Annotated in this window: 14 protein-coding genes; 6 read left to right on the top strand and 8 right to left on the bottom strand. The window is 72.7% G+C overall.

The window, feature by feature from the left end; all coding sequences use genetic code 11:
• Window positions 1-35: 35 nt before the first annotated feature.
• Window positions 36-839, bottom strand: coding sequence for a VOC family protein (locus ACSYGO_RS40200; RefSeq protein ID WP_426676515.1), 804 nt, complete (start codon window positions 837-839; stop codon window positions 36-38).
• Between the two features lie 243 nt (window positions 840-1082).
• Entirely contained in the window at window positions 1083-1298 is a 216-nt protein-coding gene (locus ACSYGO_RS40205) for a DUF4177 domain-containing protein (protein ID WP_028804134.1), read from the bottom strand.
• A 165-nt stretch (window positions 1299-1463) separates the two neighbouring features.
• Between ACSYGO_RS40205 and ACSYGO_RS40210 the strand changes: the two genes are divergently transcribed.
• Window positions 1464-3065: an aminotransferase class V-fold PLP-dependent enzyme gene (locus ACSYGO_RS40210; RefSeq protein ID WP_432173243.1), complete on the top strand. Its 1602-nt coding sequence runs from the start codon at window positions 1464-1466 to the stop codon at window positions 3063-3065.
• 34 nt (window positions 3066-3099) lie between these two features.
• Here the strand turns inward: ACSYGO_RS40210 and ACSYGO_RS40215 are convergent, their stop codons facing one another.
• Window positions 3100-4815, bottom strand: a complete 1716-nt coding sequence (locus ACSYGO_RS40215) for an ATP-binding cassette domain-containing protein (protein WP_460389603.1) — start codon at window positions 4813-4815, stop codon at window positions 3100-3102.
• 164 nt (window positions 4816-4979) lie between these two features.
• On the opposite strand from ACSYGO_RS40215, the gene ACSYGO_RS40220 reads away from it, so the two are divergent.
• Window positions 4980-5612: a DUF6629 family protein gene (locus ACSYGO_RS40220; protein ID WP_426676512.1), complete on the top strand. Its 633-nt coding sequence runs from the start codon at window positions 4980-4982 to the stop codon at window positions 5610-5612.
• A 376-nt stretch (window positions 5613-5988) separates the two neighbouring features.
• On the opposite strand, the gene ACSYGO_RS40225 is transcribed toward ACSYGO_RS40220, so the two are convergent.
• The 3 genes from ACSYGO_RS40225 to ACSYGO_RS40235 all read right to left on the bottom strand — a co-directional run bounded on the left by ACSYGO_RS40225 (window position 5989) and on the right by ACSYGO_RS40235 (window position 10488).
• On the bottom strand, window positions 5989-7893 hold the full coding sequence (locus tag ACSYGO_RS40225) for an AMP-dependent synthetase/ligase (protein WP_426676511.1): 1905 nt from the start codon (window positions 7891-7893) through the stop codon (window positions 5989-5991).
• A 212-nt stretch (window positions 7894-8105) separates the two neighbouring features.
• Window positions 8106-9896, bottom strand: a complete 1791-nt coding sequence (locus ACSYGO_RS40230) for an SMI1/KNR4 family protein (RefSeq protein ID WP_460389604.1) — start codon at window positions 9894-9896, stop codon at window positions 8106-8108.
• A 142-nt stretch (window positions 9897-10038) separates the two neighbouring features.
• Window positions 10039-10488, bottom strand: coding sequence for a hypothetical protein (locus tag ACSYGO_RS40235; protein ID WP_426676509.1), 450 nt, complete (start codon window positions 10486-10488; stop codon window positions 10039-10041).
• 290 nt (window positions 10489-10778) lie between these two features.
• Here ACSYGO_RS40235 and sthA point away from each other — a divergent pair, with 290 nt between their 5' ends.
• From sthA to ACSYGO_RS40250, 3 genes are all read left to right on the top strand, one after another.
• The gene (gene sthA / locus ACSYGO_RS40240) at window positions 10779-12182 is read left to right on the top strand and encodes a Si-specific NAD(P)(+) transhydrogenase (RefSeq protein WP_426676508.1); all 1404 of its coding nucleotides are present in this window, start codon (window positions 10779-10781) and stop codon (window positions 12180-12182) included.
• A gap of 58 nt (window positions 12183-12240) precedes the next feature.
• The gene (locus ACSYGO_RS40245) at window positions 12241-13263 is read left to right on the top strand and encodes a threonine aldolase family protein (RefSeq protein ID WP_460389605.1); all 1023 of its coding nucleotides are present in this window, start codon (window positions 12241-12243) and stop codon (window positions 13261-13263) included.
• A gap of 448 nt (window positions 13264-13711) precedes the next feature.
• Window positions 13712-14851 (top strand): NADAR family protein, encoded by a 1140-nt coding sequence (locus tag ACSYGO_RS40250; RefSeq protein WP_460389606.1) that lies wholly within the window; start codon window positions 13712-13714, stop codon window positions 14849-14851.
• 76 nt (window positions 14852-14927) lie between these two features.
• On the opposite strand, the gene ACSYGO_RS40255 is transcribed toward ACSYGO_RS40250, so the two are convergent.
• Complete coding sequence (locus tag ACSYGO_RS40255; RefSeq protein ID WP_460389607.1) at window positions 14928-16427, bottom strand: metallophosphoesterase family protein; 1500 nt, start codon at window positions 16425-16427, stop codon at window positions 14928-14930.
• A gap of 124 nt (window positions 16428-16551) precedes the next feature.
• Window positions 16552-17571: an LLM class flavin-dependent oxidoreductase gene (locus ACSYGO_RS40260; protein ID WP_460389608.1), complete on the bottom strand. Its 1020-nt coding sequence runs from the start codon at window positions 17569-17571 to the stop codon at window positions 16552-16554.
• 266 nt (window positions 17572-17837) lie between these two features.
• Between ACSYGO_RS40260 and ACSYGO_RS40265 the strand changes: the two genes are divergently transcribed.
• The gene (locus ACSYGO_RS40265; RefSeq protein WP_460389609.1) at window positions 17838-19298 is read left to right on the top strand and encodes an aldehyde dehydrogenase family protein; all 1461 of its coding nucleotides are present in this window, start codon (window positions 17838-17840) and stop codon (window positions 19296-19298) included.
• Window positions 19299-19311: the final 13 nt, after the last annotated feature.

Consider the following 19311-nt stretch of genomic DNA (forward strand, 5'->3'; position numbering starts at 1 on the left):
CACCGGGGATCACGGGACAGCCCTTAGACGAACCCTTAGACGTTGCCCCGCAACGTCACCGTGAAGTGCGCGCCGTCCGGGTCGGTGAGGACCGCCTCCGTCGAGCCGAGGCCCTGCTGGTGGGCCGTGCCTCCGTTGGCACGTGCCGCCCGCGCGCACGCCTCCACGTCGGAGACCGCGAAGTGGATCTGCCAGTGCGGCCGGATGGTGGGATCGGGTGCGGCGCCCACCGCCCCCGAGTGGATCCGCGCCACGATGTCGCCGCGACTGCGCAGCACGACCTCGTTCTCCTCGTAGTCGACCTCGCAGCAACCCGGGGAGGCGGACGCCCAGCCCAGTACTTCCCCGTAGAAGATCGCGGCGTCGAAGGCGTCCCTGGTGTGCAGCCGTACGAAGGCCGGAGCCGCGTGGCGCCAGGCCTCCCAGCCCGAGACGAGCTCGCCCTCCCAGATGCCGAAGACCGCCCCGTCCCGGTCCGCCAGCAGCGCGGCCCGCCCGGGCGGCAGCGAGATCGGCCCCACCGCGGTCGTACCCCCGCGTTCCTGGCTGCGGGAGACCGTCTCGTCCGCGCTCGACACGGCGAAGTACGGGATCCACGCGACGGCCGTCTTCGCCACGAAGTCGACCTCGGAGACGCCCGCCACGGGAATCCCGTTCACCCGGGCCACCCGGTACTGATCGCCCATCCGGGTACCGGAGCGCCACTCCCAGCCCAGCACGGCATGGTAGAAGGCTTCGGCGGCCCGCAGATCGCGTGTGGTCAGGCTGACCCAGCACGGTGCGCCGAACACCGACCGACTGGTGACGACCTCACGCTTGAGTGTTCCGTCGCTCTTCATGCCGTACCGTCCTGACCTCACTGGCCGGCAGCGGTCGCGGGCGGTGCCGGCCGAGGCCCCGGCACACGTGGGCCGAAGTCCCCGGCCTGCGCCGGCCGAGGCCTTCGGTGCGCCGTGCGGCGTCAGCCCAGCCGTGAGAGGCCTTCCGCGCGGAAGGCCTCGACTGTGTCAGTAGCACCTGCGGATCCGCTGTCCCATCGACTCCAGCATCCCCCGCCTCGGCTCCACGCGCACCACGCGGCGTTATCCGCGGGGCCGCTCGAAGGTCAGGAGCAGCCCCTCGACCGCGCCGGGACCTATCCGGCCCTTGACGTCGGCGGAGGTGATCGCCTTGAGCGCCCACCCGTCCCCGGCGTGCTTGTTCAGGACCTTCTCCAGCTTGTCGCTGTCCAGCGCGTCACCGATCAGCGACTCACGGAAGGTGACGACCTTGTACTCGTAGGTGTACGGGCTGCTCATGGCTGAGGTGTTCTCCTGCGTGTCGGGCGGTATGACCGGGCCCACCCAACCACGCCTGCGCGCCGTGGCACAGAGCCGGACCGGGCGCGCACGCATACCTTGGGTGAAGCCTTACGCGGTGCCGGGCCGCGGCACGCGTCCGACCGGCCTGACCGAGGGGGACACATGGAAGAGTCACGGACCAGCAGCCACATACCGGGCGCCGGGGGAACCCCGGAACGGACACATGACGCCGGGGACGGCCCCGGCCGCGCACCGGGCACCACGGACACCACGACCGCCTCCGGCGACGACGGCAGCGGCACCTTCGCCCGGCTGCGGGAGCGCGAGTTCGGCTATCTCGACGAAGGCGGGCACACCTACCTCGACCACACGGGTGCCGGGCTCCCGCCGCGTTCGGTCGTGACGGGAAGCGCGCGGCGGATCACCGGAGGGCTGTTCGGCAACCCGCATTCGGAGAGCCCGGCCTCGCGCGCCTCCGGCCGGCTGCTGGCCGAGGCCCGACGAGCGGTGCTGCGGCACTTCAACGCCGATCCCGCCGAGTACGCGGTGATCTTCACGCCCAACGCGACGGGGGCCCTGCGGCTGGTCGGCGAGGCGTATCCCTTCGCGCGCGGCAGCAGACTCGTGATGTCGCTGGACAACCACAACTCGGTGAACGGGCTGCGGGAGTACGCGCGGGCGCGCGGCGCGGCGACGACGTACGTGCCGGTGAGCGGGCCCGGCATGCAGCTCGACGAGAAGCGGATGCGGGCCGCCCTGTCCGCGGGGCGCGGGCTCGGCTTACCGTCCGGCAGGCTCCGCCCGTCGCGGGAACGCGCCGGGACCCGGCGGCGCCCGCCGCTGCGGGGCGGGGCGGAGGGCACCCGCCCGCGCGGCCTGTTCGCGTACCCGGCGCAGAGCAACTTCAACGGGGTGCAGCATCCCCTGGAGTGGATCGAACGAGCCCAGGAGCGCGGTTACGACGTCCTCCTGGACGCGGCCGCCTTCGTCCCGGCCAACACCCTCGACCTGGCCCGGTTCCGTCCGGACTTCACGGTGGTCAGCTGGTACAAGGTCTTCGGGCATCCCACCGGTGTCGGCAGTCTGATCGCCCGCCGGGAGGCGCTCGCCCGGCTCCACCGCCCCTGGTTCTCCGGCGGCACCATCTACGCGGTCAGCGCCCAGGCGCAGTGGCACGTCCTCGCCGACGACGAGGCGGCCTTCGAGGACGGCACGGTGAACTTCCTCGCCATCCCCGACGTGACGGCCGGGCTGGAGTGGATCGACCGCATCGGCATGGACCGTGTGCACGCCCACGTCACCGCCCTGACCGGCCGGCTGCTGGCCGGCCTGCGCGGGCTGCGGCACAGCGACGGCTCCCCGATGGTCCGCGTGTACGGCCCCGAGAGCGTGGCGGCCCGCGGTGGAACGGTCGCGCTGAACCTGCTCGGGGCGGACGGCCGGATCGTCGACGAACGCATCGTCACCCGCGACAGCGCCGCCCGCGGCATCTCCCTGCGCACCGGCTGTTTCTGCAACCCGGGTGCCGGGGAGGCGGCGTTCGCCCTGCCGCTCCGCCGGCTGCGCTCGGCCGCCCGCCGGCGGCTCGGCTCGCTGGAGGACTACCTGGACCTGCTCGGCCTGCCGACGGCCGGCGCCGTCCGGGTCTCCCTGGGCGTGTCGTCGCAGCCCAGGGACATCGAGACGTTCCTGGACTTCGTGACGGAGACGTACCGGGACCGGGTGCCGGGGGTCGCGGGGCTGGCCGCGCGGGTGGGCTGCTGAGGCGGGAGTCCGCGCCTCGCGTACCGGGACCCCGTCAGCGCCCGTCGCGGCTCCGGGCCGTTCCCTCACGGCACTTGCGCACCAGCACGGCCCACGTCACCGCCATGAACACCAGCGTGAAGCCCGCCAGGATCAGCCAGCCCCGGCTCGCCGGGTGGGCGAACGAGTCCCCGTACGAGGCCAGCAGGGGCGGGCCGAGAGGGGAGCCGCCGCCGCGCCACAGGGCCTCCAGGCCGACCCCGCTGCCCAGGGCCTCGAACGCCCACCGGTTGGTCATCGCCCAGCTGATCGCCTCCCCGGCGGCGGCCATCCGGGGCACCGGCACGAACGCTCCGGAGAACAGCACCTGGGGGAAGCAGAGCAGGGGCAGCATGAGCGTGGCCTGACCGGGCTCCGACACCGCCGCCGACGCCAGCAGTCCCAGCGCGAGCGCCGCCGCCGACGCGAGCAGACTCGACACGAACAGCGAACCGTAGGTGCCCCAGCCGGCCGGGGGCAGCCGGTCCAGCGCGCGCAGCACGACGAGCAGCAGCGCGTCCGCGGCGGCGAGCACCGGGAGCATGGTGGTGAGTTTGGAGGCGACGTACGGTCCGATGCGCAGGCCCGCCAGCCATTCGCGCCGCAGTACGGGCAGCTCGGTGCAGATCTGGAGCAGCCCGTAGGTCAGCCCGAAGAAGAACGCGCCGAACGCGATCCAGAACATGATCATCGCGGTCGAGCCCGGGTCCGGCGCCGCGGGGTCGAACGCGCCCGCGCGGAACAGCACCGCGAACATCGCCACGATCATCACCGGTGAACCGGCCAGTACGGCGACGGAGAGCCGGTTGTGCAGCAGCAGCGCCGTACCGCGGCAGGTCAGCAGGGCCCACTGGCGTACGGCCCCGATCCGTCCCGGCTTTCCGGGAGCCGGCACCGAGTCGGGCCGGGGAGCCGGCACCGCCCCGAGCACGCCGGGTTCGGCACGCGCGCCGGCCGCCACGGCCTCGTACACGTCCTCGACCGTCCCGACGCCGAACGCCTCGCACAGGGAGCCCGGCGGGCCCGAGCAGGCCACCTCGCCGCCGGGCGAGAGGAGCACCACGTGGTCGCAGCGGAGCAGATCGGCCGGGACGTGCGAGGTGAGCACCACGGTGGTGCCGCCCTCGGCCAGCTCCCGCAGCGTCCGCAGCAGCGCCGCCCCGGTCACCGGGTCCAGGCCCGACGTCGGCTCGTCGAGGAAGAGCACCCGGGGCCGGGTGAGCAACTCGACCGCCACACAGGCCCGTTTGCGCTCTCCTCCGCTGAGCGCGCGTACCGTGGTCGCGGCCCGGTGGGAGAGCCCCAGGGTCTCCAGGACCGCGTCCACCCGCGCGGCGACCGCCTCGGCGGGCGTACCGGCGGGCAGGCGCAGGCCCGCCGCGTACGCCAGTGTGCGGTGCAGCGGCAGGTCCAGGTGGATGATGTCCTCCTGCGGCACGAACCCGAACTCCGGCCCCGGCGGGCCGGGCCGCGCTCCGTCGTGCAGCACCTCGCCGTCGGCGGGGACACGCAGTCCCGCGAGCGCCTGCAGCAGGACCGTCTTGCCCGCTCCGCTGCTGCCGGCGATCACGGTGAGCCGTCCGGGTGCCGCGTCGCACGACACGTCGTGCAGCACACGCCCCGCCCCGCGCACCTCCACGCCGAGCCGGCGTGCCTGCACGAGCAGGCCCTCGACCCGGGGGGCGGGGCCGTCCGCGGTGACGGGTGGACTCGGCTGCATGGGAGTCGACATGGGGGCAGCATGCCAGGGGACGGCCGTGCCGACCCGCCGTACGGAGCAGGCGGGGAGCATTCGGCCGTACGGCGGCTTCCGTGTCCGCGGTGGGCATCGTCGCGCGGCCCCGTAGCGTTGGGGTGCGGTGGGCAGGTTCATGTCGACGGACCCGGGATGGCGCGATGTGCTGGAGTGCGACGGCCGACCTGGTGGCGGGCACCGGTGTGGCGGCCGTGGGGGTGGCGTGCGTGGCGCGGGTGCGCCGCTGGGGCGATCTTCCGCTGGCGGCACTGCCGTTGCTGCTCGGTGCCCATCAGATCGTCGAGTCCGTGGTCTGGGACTCGGGAGGGGGAAGCGGTCCCGCCGCACTCGCCTGGGCCGTGATGGCCCTTCCCCTGCTCGCGGTCTGGGTGCCGCTGGGTGTGGTGTGCGCGGTGCCGCGCGAGGCCCGGCCACGGGCGGCCGTCCCGCTCGCGGCGGGAGTGGCGACGGCGGTGGTTCTCGCCCATGCCCTCGCCACCCGGCCGGTGACGGCCGAGATCCGTGGCCACACCGTCGGGTACTCCGTGCACCTGCCCCACGCGGAACTCGTCGTCGCGGGCTATCTCGTCGCCACCGTCGGCGCGCTGCTGGTGTCCGGGGACCGCGGGCTGCTGCGGCTCGGCGCCGTGGTCGCCGTCGGCGCGGTGATCTGCTGGGCGCTGTGGCGGCTGGAGTTCGTCTCGACGTGGTGCGCGTTCGCGGCGGTGAGCTCGGTGGCCCTGTGGACATGGCTGCGCGGACGTCCGCGCGCAGGCGGCGTCGCCGTCGGGTGACGGAGGGCGTCCCGCCCGCGCCCGGAACGGGAGCGTCCCCCCTTGGGCCCGGGGACGAGCAGCGGTTAGCCTGTGCTCCGTGCCCCGGCTGCGACTTGGCCGAGTCCGGGCCCCGACAGCCACTTGGCCGAGTCCGGGCCTGCGAGACCGATGCGGCCCGTGAGGCGCGTATTCCCGGCGAGGCTGGTGTTTCTGGTACCAGGACCGGTGTTCCCCCGCTCAGGAGTGATCTGGTTGCGGTGACGCGCATCGCGCAAGGTGTACGCATGAACCAGATCACCAAGCAGCCGGCAGTCAGGAGCCGAGTGACGCCTCTGAGGTCCCTCCTGGGCGGCACGTACCTCCCGGGCCGCGACCGGGCCCGCCCCTTCCGGGTTCACCGGAACACGTTGTCCGAGTCCTCCCAGATCGACGGCTCGGTCGAGTCGTACTCCCGCGGAACCCGCGACGACGTCTGATACATCGCGTCGATCTCGGCGGCGAAGCGGCTGACGATCGCGTCGCGACGCAGTTTCATCGACGGCGTCAGCAGCCCGTTGGCCAGGTCGAAGGGCTCCGGGAGGACGCGGAACACCCGAATGGACTCCGAGCGGGACACGGTGGTGTTGGCCGCCGCGACCGCGCGTCTGACTTCCTCCCGGAGCTCGTTCTCCTCGCGGGCGTCCCGGGCCGAGGGCTCACTCCCGGCCCGGGATCCCCGCCAGTGCGCCACGAATTCGGGGTCCAGGGTGATCAGGGCTCCGACACAGGGCCGGTTGTCCCCCACGACCACGGCCTGGTGGATGAGCGGGTGGACCCGGAGACGCTCCTCCAGCGCGGCGGGCGCGACGCTCTTCCCGCCGCTGGTGATGATGACGTCCTTCTTGCGGCCGGTGATGGTCAGATACCCCTCGTCGTCGATCCGGCCGATGTCCCCCGTGGCGAGCCAGCCGTTGCGGAACGAGGCCTGCGTGGCGTGCGGATCGTTGATGTACCCCTGGAACACCGAAGGCCCCCACACGAGGATCTCCCCGTCGTCCGCGACCTGGACCTCCACCCCCGGCATCGGGCGTCCCACCGTGCCGAACTTCTCCCGTCCCACCGGCTGGGCCGTGATGCCGCCGCTGGTCTCGGTGAGCCCGTATCCGTCGTGCACGAAGATGCCGATCCCCGCGTAGAAGAGGGCGAGTTCGCGGTTGAGGGGGGAGCCTCCCGACACCGCGCCGCAGACGCGTCCGCCGAGCGCGGCACGCATCTTGCGGTACACCGTCTTCTCGTAGAGGGAGTGCTGCAGCCGCAGGTCGAATCCGGGGCCGGGCCCCGTGCCCAGCCGGTGCCGCTCCTCGGCGTGCGCGAAGTCCTGTGCGGTGCGCACGGCACGCTCGAACAGCGCGCCGCGGCCGGCCTGCTGGGCGGTCCGCAGGAAGTTCTTGAAGATCTTCTCGAACACGAACGGGACGGCGTACAGATAGGTCGGCCTGAAGGACAGGAGGGCGGCGGAGAGCGCCTCCTCGTGCAGGTCCGGCTCGTGGCCCATCATGATGCCGCCGCGCAGACACAGCCCCTGGATCATCAGCCCGTACACATGGGAGAAGGGCAGGAAGGCGAGGATGGCGGGCTGTTCCCCGGGAGGAGCGGCCGTGTGTCCCCAGCCCGCGAGGAGTGTGTCGCAGGGGCTGGCCAGGCTGCGGTGGGTCAGGGCGCAGCCCTTGGCGTGTCCCGTCGTGCCCGAGGTGTAGGCGATCACGGCGGTCGAGTCGGGCAGCACGATCCGGCGGAGCGAGTCGACCGTCGTCGCCGGTATCGCCTGGCCCCGCTCGGCGAGCTGCGCCAGCGCCCCGGTGTCCAACTGCCAGACATGGCGCAGGAACGGGAGCGACGCGCACGCGGAGCCGACCGTCATGACGCCCTGCTCGTCCTCGACGACCACGGCGACGCAGTGGGCGTCCTTGAGGATCCACGCGACCTGTTCGTGCGACGAGGTCGGGTAGATCGGCACGATCTCGGCGCCCACCGACCAGAGCGCGAAGCTGAGCACCGTCCACTCGTACCGTGTGCGCGCCATGATGGCCACGCGGTCGCCCGGACGGATACCGGACGTGACGAGCCCACGGGCGAGGTCGACGACCTCGTCGCGCAGTTCGGCGGCGGTGAACGGGATCCACTGCGCGCCGGACGCCGAGTCGGCGCGCCGCGCGATCTGCAGCAGGCCGGGCGTACGGCGTGCCGTGTCGAAGAGACTGTCGGCGAGTCCCCCCTGCATCAATGCCGTGGCCGGTGGAGAAACTTCGGACTGGTGCATTTCGCCGCTCCGCAATTCTCCTCGACGTGGCCTCACCCAGGCGCCGGTGCCGAGGAATCCCGAATGTAGCCGACACGGGCGGCCATCGTGCGCGATTCGGTCAGCAGTACGGACCGGCCGCGGAGCCGGGTGGTCGGGCACCCGGCCGGGAGCGGCGTTCGCCGCTCACCGGACCCCCTGTCCGGCTGCCGCGGGACGACCACGGCCGCGTCTCACGAGGAGGCCAGGTCCTCGGCGAGTTCGGACCTCCAATGCGCCGTCGTCCGCTGGTGGATGATGCTCGCGGCCGCTTCGGGGACCGGTCGCAGGATGAACGCGCGCAGCGCCCCGGCCGCGCCGTGGCGTATCCACCAGGCGTTCGTGTCGTCCTGCGACAGCGGCGATCCGTCGTCGCGCCACGAGGGCCGGACCGACTGCCGGGCCGCCCACGCCTCGGCGGCGAGGGTGCGCAGACGCAGGTCCAGGGCGTCGTCCGCCGTGAGCGGTACGCGCTCGCCCCGGCCGATCAGCTCCAGCGCGTCGGCGACCTCGGGGTAGGTGTCGATGTGGGTCTCCGCGGCCAGTCGCGCCAACTGGGCGGCGAAGGCCGCGCGCAGCCGGTCCGCGGGCGTCCGCCCGACGAGGGCCGCGAGATCGAAGTCCCGTACGAACGTGACCGGACTGCCGGTCTCGGGCATGTCGTCGAGCACCGGCAGCAGCAGTGCGCTCGTCAGCTCCGCGGCAACGACGTCGGCGGGCCGGTGGACGATGCCGAACTCCCCTTCCAGCGCGGCCAGTACCCGGACGTACGCGGCCTGTGAGCCGGGGAAGGGGTCGGTACCGACCCGCCGGGCGGGCTGGTCCGTGCCGGGGATGTCCACCCGGTCCTCGCGGGGCGACAGGACGTGGTGCAGGGCCTTCGGCCGCGCCATGCCGTCCTCGGCCAGGGTGACGGTCACCTCCGGGCCCCGCTTCGTCAGGGCCACCGCCCGGGTGCGCGCGGAGACCCGGCGCAGCACCTCGGGCCGGCCGAACTGCGCGGCGCCGGCCTCCTGCACCGCGTACGCCCATGCGCCGGCGGTGCCCGCCCGGACCAGCGGCCGGTGCGCCGCCCAGAGGGACTCGGCGGATTCCTCCGCGTGCTCGCGGGTGCGGGCGAGGACCGTCCCGGGCACCGCGCCGAGCCTCTCCAGCAGTTGGTCCGCGCCGATGCCCTCGACGAAGATCGTGTCGGGCTGGTACGGCGGTGGCGCGGGCGGTTCGCTCTGCCGTACCCGGACGAACACGAGACGCGGACCGTCCGCCTGCGGGGGCTCCGCGGGAGGCGCGGCGGGCGCGGGCGGCGCCGGTCGGGGTTCGCCGGCCGCGGCGGCGAGCGCGAGCGGCGAGCGCGGCTGCGGCACGACGGACGTCTCGTCGTCCCACAGCAGCGTGCCGTCCGCCACCACCGGTGTGCGGCCGCCGAACGTGCTGCCCCGCTCCAGGGCGTCGGCGTAGTCCGCGAGGACGTGCCGCAGGCTGGGCCACGAGGTGAACGACGGTGCGTCCTCGTCGAAATAGCGCCCGACACGGCCCCAGTGGGCGCCCGCGTGACAGGTGAGGAACAGTCCGTCGGAGGACTGCCGGCCGATGCCGAGCGTGATGAGCAGCCAGTCCTTGTGCCAGTACGACGCCAGCTCGTCGTAGTCCTCGTCGTCCTCGTCGAGCGGCTCGTCCTCGGCGAGGTCTTCGTCGAGGTCCGCGCCGATGCCGCGCAGGAACTCCGTGCTGCGGACGATGTCGGTGACGGAGGACAGCGGTCCGTAGTACGCGAGGACGGGGGTGCCGTCCACCGGCTCCACGCCGTCGTGGCAGCGCAGCGAGGCCTTCAGGTCGGGGTGGAACGCGACATCGAGCGTGCGCTGGGCGGCCTCGATGTCGGCCTGTGACGCCGGAGGCCGGAGCCGGGCGTGGCTCACCGGGGCGTGCGCGGCGAGCCAGGCGTCGATCCGTGCCCATGAGTCCTCGATGCTGGGAATGCTCATGGTCGGGACACTACGACGCGCCACTGACAGTCCACCCGGCAGCGGCCCCCCGGCGCCCCGGACGGCGAGCGGCCGCCGAACACGTCCACACCGGTGCGCAGTTGGCCGGCGGCGACGGGGAGGGCGCGGATTCCCCGGCGTCTCATTCCGAGCGGTGGCGGACGGCCGAGAGCAGGCGCCGCACCCCCACCGCATGGCCGCCGGTCCCCACGACGAGCCGTCGGTACAGCCCGCCGGCGAGTCCGGGGAACGCGGCCCGCGTCTCGGCCCTCAGCCGTGACCGTCCGGGGCCGGCGTCCTCCAGGCGGAAGATCAGGGCGTACGAGGAGAAGCGATGGCGGCCGGCGAGCACGAGTTCGCGCCCCGGCACCGCGGCGACCACCCGGAAGCCGGGGAACGCCGAGCCCTCGGCGAGGGGGCGCGGTCCGCGGGAGGTGCTGTCGGCGCAGCGCACGAGCTTCGCGTATCCGGCGGCCCCCGGACGGGAGAACGTCCGGCTCAGCACGGCGTCGAGTCCGCGCCAGACGGCGTCGGTCTCCGCGTCGACGACGGTCGCGTGCTCATCGACGTAGGGCAGTGCGGCGGTGTGCATCAACGCCTCCGTGAGGTCCGGCCGGTCGCGGCGAGCGCGGCCCTCCCTTCCGATGATGCCACTGCCCTCCGGCCTCCCTCGCCGAGGGTGCTTCAACTCCTGCGGTACGGCAGCCGTACCCGGAGCGTGGCGGCGACAGGGCACCGGGGCGGCGTGCCGGGACGGCGGCGCCGCGCGGGGTGCCATGACCTGCCGGGACGACGGCGCGCGGTGGCATCGGGGTCAAGTCACGTGAATGATCCTCCGTTCACCCTTCCGAGGGATGGCCTCGGGCTGCAAGACTCCGGAGCGTGCCCGACTTCGACATGCTCGTCATCGGATCCGGCCCGGGCGGCCAGAAGGCCGCCATAGCCGCGGCCAAGCTCGGCCGTCGGGTCGCCGTCATCGACCGCCCCGACATGGTCGGCGGGGTCTCCATCCACACCGGAACCATCCCCTCGAAGACCTTGCGCGAGGCGGTCCTCTATCTGACCGGCCTCACCCAGCGCGACCTGTACGGCCAGAGCTACCGGCTCAAGGAGGACATCACCGTCACGGATCTGACCTCGCGCACCGAGCACGTGGTCAGCCGTGAAGTCGACGTCATCCGCAGCCAGTTGTCACGCAACCACGTGTCCCTCTTCGCCGGCACCGGCAGCTTCCTGGACGACCACACCATCGGCCTGCGCGAAGCGAACGGCGACGAGAAGCAGTTGACCGCGGATCGCATCGTCATCGCCACCGGCACCCGCCCGGCCAGGCCCGCGAGCGTCGAGTTCGACGGCCGGACGATCCTGGACTCGGACAACGTGCTGAACCTGGAGCGGGTGCCACGCTCCATGGTCATCGTCGGGGCCGGCGTGATCGGGATGGAGTACGCCTCCATGTTCGCGGCCCTCGGCAGCAAGATCACGGTGGTCGAGAAGCGGCCCGGGATGCTCGACTTCTGCGACGTCGAGGTCATCGAGTCACTGAAGTACCACCTCCGGGACCTGGCCGTGACCTTCCGGTTCGGGGAGACCGTGGCCGCGGTGGAGCGCCATCCGCGGGGCACGCTCACGGTCCTGGAGAGCGGCAAGAAGATCCCCGCGGACGCCGTGATGTACTCGGCGGGCCGCCAGGGCCTCACCGACGAACTCGACCTCGACAAGGCGGGCCTGACCGCCGACGCGCGCGGCCGGATCAAGGTCGACGAGTACTACCGCACCGAGGTGCCCCACATCTACGCCGTGGGCGACGTCATAGGCTTCCCCGCGCTGGCGGCGACGTCGATGGAGCAGGGACGGACGGCGGCGTACCACGCCTTCGGCGAACCGGTGAGCCGGATGCACGACCTCCAGCCGATCGGCATCTACACCATCCCGGAGATCAGCTTCATCGGCCGGACCGAGGACCAGCTCACCGACGACTGCGTGCCGTTCGAGGTCGGCATCTCGCGCTATCGCGAACTGGCCCGCGGGCAGATCATCGGAGACTCGCACGGCATGCTCAAGCTGCTGGTCTCGCCCGACGACCGCAAGCTGCTCGGCGTCCACTGCTTCGGCACCGGTGCCACCGAACTCATCCACATCGGCCAGTCCGTGATGGGCTGCGGCGGCACCGTCGACTACCTGGTGGACGCCGTCTTCAACTACCCCACGCTCGCCGAGTCGTACAAGGTCGCGGCCCTGGACGCGACCAACAAGATCAGGCAGATCGACCGCCTCAAGGACTGAGCGGGCCGCCGCGCCCGCATCACCCCGACGCCCTGATCACCGCCCGGAGAAAGCCGAGATGAGCAGCGCAGCACCGATCGACCTGCGATCCGACACCGTGACCCGGCCCGATGCCGAGATGCGTGCCGCGATGGCCGCCGCCGAGGTCGGCGACGACGTCCTCGACGGCGACCCCACGATGCGCGCCCTGGAGGACCGGGCCGCCGAACTCCTCGGCGTGGAAGCGACCTTGTGGGTGCCGAGCGGCTCCATGGGGAACCTCGTCGCGCTCTTCCTCCACCTGCGCAGAGGCGACCGCTTCTTCGCCCCGCAGCGCGCGCACGTGCTCGACAGCGAGGTCGGCACGGCGTCCTGGCTCGCCGGGGGCATGCCGCAGCCGCTGCCCTGGACGGCGGGTCCGGGGCGGATCACCGCTGAGGACATCCGTGCCTCGGCGGTCGGCGGCGGAGCGTACTTCGCCCTGCGCAACCGGCTGTTGTGCCTGGAGAACACGCACAACGCGGCGGGCGGTACCACCACCTCGCCGCAGGAACACGCCGAACTGGTCTCCGCGGCCCGGGAGACGGGACTGCTGGTCCATCTGGACGGCGCCCGCGTCTGGAACGCGGCGGTGGCGCTGAAGACCGCACCCGCCGAGCTCACCCGCGGTGTGGACACCGTCCAGGCGTGCCTCAGCAAGGGGCTGGGCGCCCCCGTCGGATCGGTGGTCGGCGGCAGCGCCGACTTCGTGCACGAAGCCCGGCGGGTGCGCAAGATGCTCGGCGGGGGAGTGCGCCAGGGCGGTGTGCTGGCCGCGGCCGGACTTGTCGCGCTGGAGCGCGTCGACCGGCTCGCGGAGGACCACGACAACGCGCAGTTCCTGGCGAGCGGGCTGCGCGAGCTGGGCTGGGACGCCGCGGCACCCGAGACGAACATCGTCATGGCCGAGGTGCCGGACCCGGCGGGCGCGGTCGGGCGGCTCCGCCGGGCCGGTGTGCTCGCCCTCTCCCTGGGCGGCCGCCTGCGCCTGATCACGCACCGCGACGTCTCGCGGGACGACATCCGGCAGGCCCTCGACCGTATCGCCGCACTGTCCGACTGACCTGCCGGGCGGCACCGGGAGCGTCGGCCCCTGTCCGCCCGGACCACCCCGGAAGGCCACCCATGGCAGCCACCGCGCGCTTCCCGCTGGAACCCGCGCCCCTCCATGTCCCCGACGCCGTCCTCGACGACCTCAAGGCACGCCTGCGGCTGACCGGATGGTCCGACGACGCGGGCGCCCTCCGACGACCGTGCCCCGGCTGTCGAGGCCCCCACCGGCATCACGTTCGTCGGCTACGAGAACCCGCCCGGCGTCTCCACCGGGCAGCGCGTCGAGCACTGGCTCGCCACGGACCGTGCCGCCTGGTACCACCACGTCTACCTCACGGCACACGACGAGGGCGGCCACTTCATCCCCTGGGAGGTCCCCGACGCCTGGGTCGACGACCTGCGCCGCACCTTCCGCGGCCGTCGCGGCACCGCCCGGGCGGGTCCGCCACAATGACCGGATGATCGGCAGACGGACCACCTACCGCATGGCGGACGGCATACGCGTACCCGGCACCTGGCGGCACGCATTCATCCGCAACGGCGACTACCACCTCACCGACCTGTTCATCTACGCGGACGGACTCATCGACTGCTGGGGCCTGGTCACCCTGGAGGAGTTCGAGGAGAAACTGCGCAGCGGCTGGGTCGCCACCGAACTCCCGGACGGCGCCCGGGCGTCCGGCTTCGGGCTGGCCGCCTGGAAGTTCGGCGAGCCGCGCAGCTGGCACACGCCGGAGCTGCTGCTCGCCGAGGTGCGCGACACCATCGACGAGCTCAACGGGCGTCCGGACTCGACGGACCGGTGCCTGGCCGCGGTCGACGCCTTCCTCGCCGACCGGACCGAGGAGAAGCGGGCCGCCGCCCGTGCCGCCTACCTCGCCATCCCCGCGACGCAGCGCCACTACGCGCTCGGCGACATGGACCGCAAGGACTGGCCGCTCCAGGTCCTCGTGGCCGGAGTCGGCGGACACATGGAGAGACGCCCCGAGGTGGAGGTCACCCAGGAGGCCCACGACGAGGCGATCGCCTACTTCGAGGAGCGCGACCGGTGGATCGCGGAACGGCCCTCACGGGTCCTCGCCGACGGTCCCGCGGAGCCCGTGGCGCCCGCGATCCACCTCTACCAGAGCTATCCGCTCAAGCCGTCGGACGACCCCGGCACCAAGGGGCTGCGCAACGACTATCCGGCCCCCATCACGGTCGACGGCGTCACCTACCCGTCCGTCGCCCACGCGTACTGGGCACTGTCGATCGCCGACGCGGCCGTCGGCTCGGCGATCACGGCGGAGAGCAGCGTGTTCGAGGCCCGGAAGCTGGCCGTCGGCGCCCCGCTGCACGACGGCTGGGAGCACGCCCGCACGGCCGTCCTGACCGCTCTGCTGCGCGCCAAGTACGCGCAGCACCCGGCCCTGGCCCGGGCCCTGCTGGCCACGGGCGACGCCACCTTGGTCTACGACGACAGCGACTCCGCGTTCTGGGGCGACCAGGGCGGCCGGGGCCGCAACTGGACCGGACGTCTCCTCGAACTCGTCCGCTCCGAACTGCACGCCGGGAGCGCGGGCGTCCTCGCAGGGGCGACGGTCGCGCCCGGACCCTAGGGGGCGTCGTCCGGATCGGCCCGGGTCCGAACGACACTCCCTGGGCCCCGGGACACCCTGGCCCGGCGGCACCGGGTCAGGGCAGCGGGATGACCACCTCGTCCTCGACCGGCGGGTCGATCTCCTGCTCCCGGTTGCCGGTGGCGGCGAAGCAGCGCAACCGGACCGAGGACGGGGTGACGTCCAGACGCAGGAACGACTTGAAGAAGGGCGGGCTGTAGGTCGCCGAACCCGGCGAGAAGAGCTGGGTGTACGCCTTGCGCACCGGGAGGCGGAAACGCGAGGTGCGGTCGGGGCGCCCGCCCGCTCCCAGCAGGGAAGCCACCAGCCGGGTGCGCCGGGTGACCCGGACGGGCGCACCCGCGGACCGGGTGGGCGGGATGCCGAGCCGCTCCGCCATGACGGTCATGGCCTGCTCCTCGGTGAGGGTGAAGAAGCGGCGCATCCGCAGCCGGCGCCCGTAGAGCCTGCTGTAGAAGGCGAGCGAGTCGCCGCGCAGCGGGTAGCAGCGGAAGTCCGCTTCGGTGACCCGGGCGACGGAGACGCGCGGGATGGTGTGCGTGGCGTGCATGAACGCCCCGCCGCCACCGGCGACCACGTACTGCAGGGTGCGGTCGCCGACCTGTACGGGATAGCGCTGGTAGTTGTGGATGTCGCCGCCTATCGCGGCGACGTAGTGGTGCGCGGGGTCGCGCACGATGTCGTCGACGGTGCCGCCGCCCTCGATCTCGCACGGATGGTGCTCCGCGTCCACGTAAAGAGGCGAACCGGTGATCAGGATCTTGGGGGTGTCACCCGCGGACACCTCGCGCAGCCAGCGTCCCTGCTCGGCGTCGATCGTCCCGAGGAGACCGGTGTCGATGCCGATGATCCGCACCGGACCGGCGTCGACGGCCCAGTACGGCCCCGGCTGGACGGCCTGTTGGGCCGGTGCCGAGTGCAACGATCGTGCCTCGGCGAGCCGTTGCTCGTCCACTGTGCGCGGCGTGTGCCACAGCAGCGAACGCAGCCGGGCCCGCAGCGTCCGGCGCCGCCCGGTTTCCGGTGCGAGGGGTGGCGCGTCGCAGAAGACCCGCATGAAGCCGTGCAGGTCCTCGTACCAGTCGTGATTGCCGGGTATGGCGTATATGGGGGCCGGGTAGTCCCGGTACGGACCGTGGAACTTCGTGCCGTAGTCGTCGGTGCTGCCGACCGGATAGATCACGTCACTGGCGAGGACCGCGAAACTCGACCCCTGACTGGCCTTCAGAAAGCCGGGGACGACGGCGTATTGAGGCGCGTCGCCCTCTCCGGTGTCCCCGATCACCATGAAGGAGAAGTGGTCGGGATCGTCGCGCCGCACCACCGCGTCGGCGGGCGCGCCGGCGCTTCTGCGCTGCTCCACCCAGCGGGCGCGGGTACGGCCCGTGGGGTCCCCGAACCACGAGGCGAGCACGCCGTTGCGCGCGGGCCACAGAGTCCTCGGGTCGAGCCACGAGAGTTTCTCGACGCGGGAGGGCATCAGGCGCCGGTAGTCGCCGGGTTCCGGAGTGCCCCAGCCGGCGCCCCGGGCGGTGTCGCGTGAAGAGTCGGACATCGGTGAACGGTAACAACGATCTTCCCGGGCGCGGGAGGAGGGGGCAGGCCGTCGCCGCCCCCGGCATCGTCCGCAGGCGCTGCGCAGGCCGATGTGCGCACGCCGAGGGCCGGTTGACGAGTGATCAGGCCGTCGGCCGCCAGCCGAGTGCGGGGCCGAGCCGGGTCCCCATGTCGGTGAGGATCTGGACGTAGTCCTCGTGCTCGAACGTGAAGGGCAGGGCGAAGGCGACCTCGTCGATCTCCCGGAACGCGGCCTGGGCGTAGAGCCGTTCGGCGATCTCGTCGGACGTCCCGACGAGATCGGGCGCGAACATCAGGCGGGCCGGACCCTGCGGCGCGGCGGTGCGCGGCAGCCGCTTCTGCGCGTACTCCTCGTACTTCGCCCGCTGCGCCGAAGAGGCGCTGTCGGTGGGTATCACGACGAGCCCCTGCGAGACCCGGGCGCGGTCGCCGTCGGGGTGAGCGGCGCGGAAGGCCCGCACATGGGAGAGCTGCACCTCGGCGAAGTCCTCGGACTCCTCCGCCTTCACCACGCTGCTGGTCAGGAAGTTCATCCCGTGCTCGCCCGCCCAGCGCGCCGAACTCAGGCTGCCGCCGCCGTACCACATGCGGCGGCCCAGGCCGGGGGAGTGCGGCTGGACGCGGTCGGTGAACACCTCGAACCCCTCGACTCCGCTGAAGTCGCCGGCCGGCTTGCCGCGCACGAAGTCCAGCAGGCGTGCCACGCGTTCGTAGCCGAAGTCCTGGGCGTCGGCGGTGCCGGGATACAGCGCGTCCTTGACCTGGTCGTAGTGCATCGGCGGGCCGACGCTGATGCCCGGATTGAGCCGGCCCCCGGACAGCACGTCGACGGTCGCCAGGTCCTCCGCGAGCCGCAGCGGGTTCTCCCAGCCCAGCGGGGTGACGGCGGTGCCGAGTTCGATGCGGCTGGTGCGCTGGGAGGCCGCCGCCAGGACGGCGACGGGGGAGGAGATGCCGTACTGGAGGTGGCGGTGGCGCAGCCAGGCGCTGTCGAGGCCCAGCCGCTCGCCCAGTTCGATGATGCCGAGCGTCGACTCGTGACCGCGGGCAGGGTCGTCGGCGTCGAACAGCCCGATGGTCAGGAATCCGAGCTTCCGCAAGGGCTGTGAGGGCAGTGGCACGAGGCTCCTCCGTCGTCCGCGGCAGGTTCCGCCGAACATCTGCCTTGTTGCCATTGTGGCAGGTGACCACGGTGGGACGCCGGGCGCGGTGGCCCGGCTCCGGGCTCCGGACGGCGAACCGCCCGGACCCCTTGATACTCCGCCCGTGCGGTAGCAGAATCCGGGTCGGAGAATCGTGAATGAAATTTCACTGAGCGAACAGACAGGTGAACCTGCCGCACGGACCAGCGCGTGCCGTCGAAGCCACGTACCGAAGGAACCCGCACATGAGCATCACCCGAGACCTGCTGATCGGCGGCAAGGACGTGCCCGCCGCGTCGGGCCGCACCACCGACGACGTCGCCCCCTACACGGGCGAGGTGTACGCGTCCGTGGCCGCCGCCGGACCCGAGGACGTGCGGCGGGCCGTGGACGCGGCGGACGCCGCCTTCCCCGAGTGGGCCGCGCTCGATCCGTTCGCACGTCGCGCGATCTTCCTCAGGGCCGCCGATCTGCTGGACGCGCGCGGCGAGCAGGTGGCCGACATCATGGCCCGCGAGGCCGGCGGGACCCGGCCCTGGGCGCACTTCAACGTGGCGCTCGGGGCCAACATCCTGCGCGAGGCCGCGGCCGCGATCACCGCGCCGCGCGGCGAAGTGCTCAGCGCCCAGGAGGAGGGCGTGCTGGGTCTTGCCGTGCGTGAACCCCTGGGCGTGGTCGCCGCGTTCGCCCCCTGGAACGCGCCCGTCATCCTCGGCGTACGGGCCGTGGCGGCACCGCTCGCTGCGGGCAACACCGTCGTCGTCAAGCCCAGCGAGGACGCCCCGATCGCCTGCGGGCTCCTCGTCGCCGACGTACTGCGCGAGGCCGGGCTGCCCGACGGCGTCCTGAACGTGGTCACCAACGCCCCCGAGGACGCCGCCGAGATCGCCGAGACCCTGATCGCCGACCCGCGTGTGCGGGCGGTCGATTTCACCGGCTCGACCGGCGTCGGCCGGATCATCGGCGAGCAGGCCGCACGCCATCTCAAGCCCGCCGTACTGGAGTTGGGCGGCAAGAACGCCGTCATCGTGCTCGCGGACGCCGACGTGGACTACGCGGTCGACGCCGTCACCTTCAGCGTGTTCATGAACGCCGGGCAGATCTGCATGTCCGGCGACCGCATCCTCGTCCACGCGTCGCTGGCCGAGGAGTTCACCGCCAAACTGGCCGCGAAGGTGTCCGCGCTCCGGGCCGGTGACCCGTCGGACCCGCACACGGTCGTCGGGCCGCTCGTCACCCGCGCGGCGGCCGAGCGCGTGGCCGGACTGGTCCGGGAAGCCGTGGACCGGGGCGCCAGGGCGCTCGTCGGCGGCGGTGCGCCCGAGGGGGCGGTGCACCCCGCGACCGTGCTGACCGATGTGCCGAAGGAGGCGGACCTGTACTACGCCGAGGCGTTCGGCCCGGTCTGCGTGGTCGAGACGTTCGCCGACGACGACACCGCGGTCGCCCTCGCCAACGACACCGACAATGGCCTGACCTGCGGCATCATCACCGAGAACGCCACCCACGGCCTGGCGGTGGCCCGTCGCGTCCGCACCGGCATCGTGCACATCAACGACCAGTCCGTGGCCGACGAACCGCACGCGCCCTTCGGCGGCGTCAAGGCCTCCGGCTACGGGCGCTTCGGCGGACGCTGGGGCATCGAGGCCTTCTCCAGCACCCGCTGGGTCACCATCGCCACCCAGCACGCCCACTACCCCTTCTGAGCTCCGGCGCGCC

This window comes from Streptomyces krungchingensis (genome assembly GCF_054729265.1).

Bases quoted from the DNA above. Each gene is read 5' to 3' on its own strand.
- ACSYGO_RS40220 (WP_426676512.1), top strand. From the start codon at position 4,980: ATGTGCTGGAGTGCGACGGCCGACCTGGTGGCGGGCACCGGTGTGGCG.
- ACSYGO_RS40230 (WP_460389604.1), bottom strand. From the start codon at position 9,896: ATGAGCATTCCCAGCATCGAGGACTCATGGGCACGGATCGACGCCTGG.
- ACSYGO_RS40210 (WP_432173243.1), top strand. From the start codon at position 1,464: ATGGAAGAGTCACGGACCAGCAGCCACATACCGGGCGCCGGGGGAACC.
- ACSYGO_RS40255 (WP_460389607.1), bottom strand. From the start codon at position 16,427: ATGTCCGACTCTTCACGCGACACCGCCCGGGGCGCCGGCTGGGGCACT.
- ACSYGO_RS40225 (WP_426676511.1), bottom strand. From the start codon at position 7,893: ATGCACCAGTCCGAAGTTTCTCCACCGGCCACGGCATTGATGCAGGGG.
- ACSYGO_RS40235 (WP_426676509.1), bottom strand. From the start codon at position 10,488: ATGCACACCGCCGCACTGCCCTACGTCGATGAGCACGCGACCGTCGTC.
- ACSYGO_RS40265 (WP_460389609.1), top strand. From the start codon at position 17,838: ATGAGCATCACCCGAGACCTGCTGATCGGCGGCAAGGACGTGCCCGCC.
- ACSYGO_RS40245 (WP_460389605.1), top strand. From the start codon at position 12,241: ATGAGCAGCGCAGCACCGATCGACCTGCGATCCGACACCGTGACCCGG.
- ACSYGO_RS40250 (WP_460389606.1), top strand. From the start codon at position 13,712: ATGATCGGCAGACGGACCACCTACCGCATGGCGGACGGCATACGCGTA.
- ACSYGO_RS40200 (WP_426676515.1), bottom strand. From the start codon at position 839: ATGAAGAGCGACGGAACACTCAAGCGTGAGGTCGTCACCAGTCGGTCG.
- ACSYGO_RS40205 (WP_028804134.1), bottom strand. From the start codon at position 1,298: ATGAGCAGCCCGTACACCTACGAGTACAAGGTCGTCACCTTCCGTGAG.
- ACSYGO_RS40215 (WP_460389603.1), bottom strand. From the start codon at position 4,815: ATGTCGACTCCCATGCAGCCGAGTCCACCCGTCACCGCGGACGGCCCC.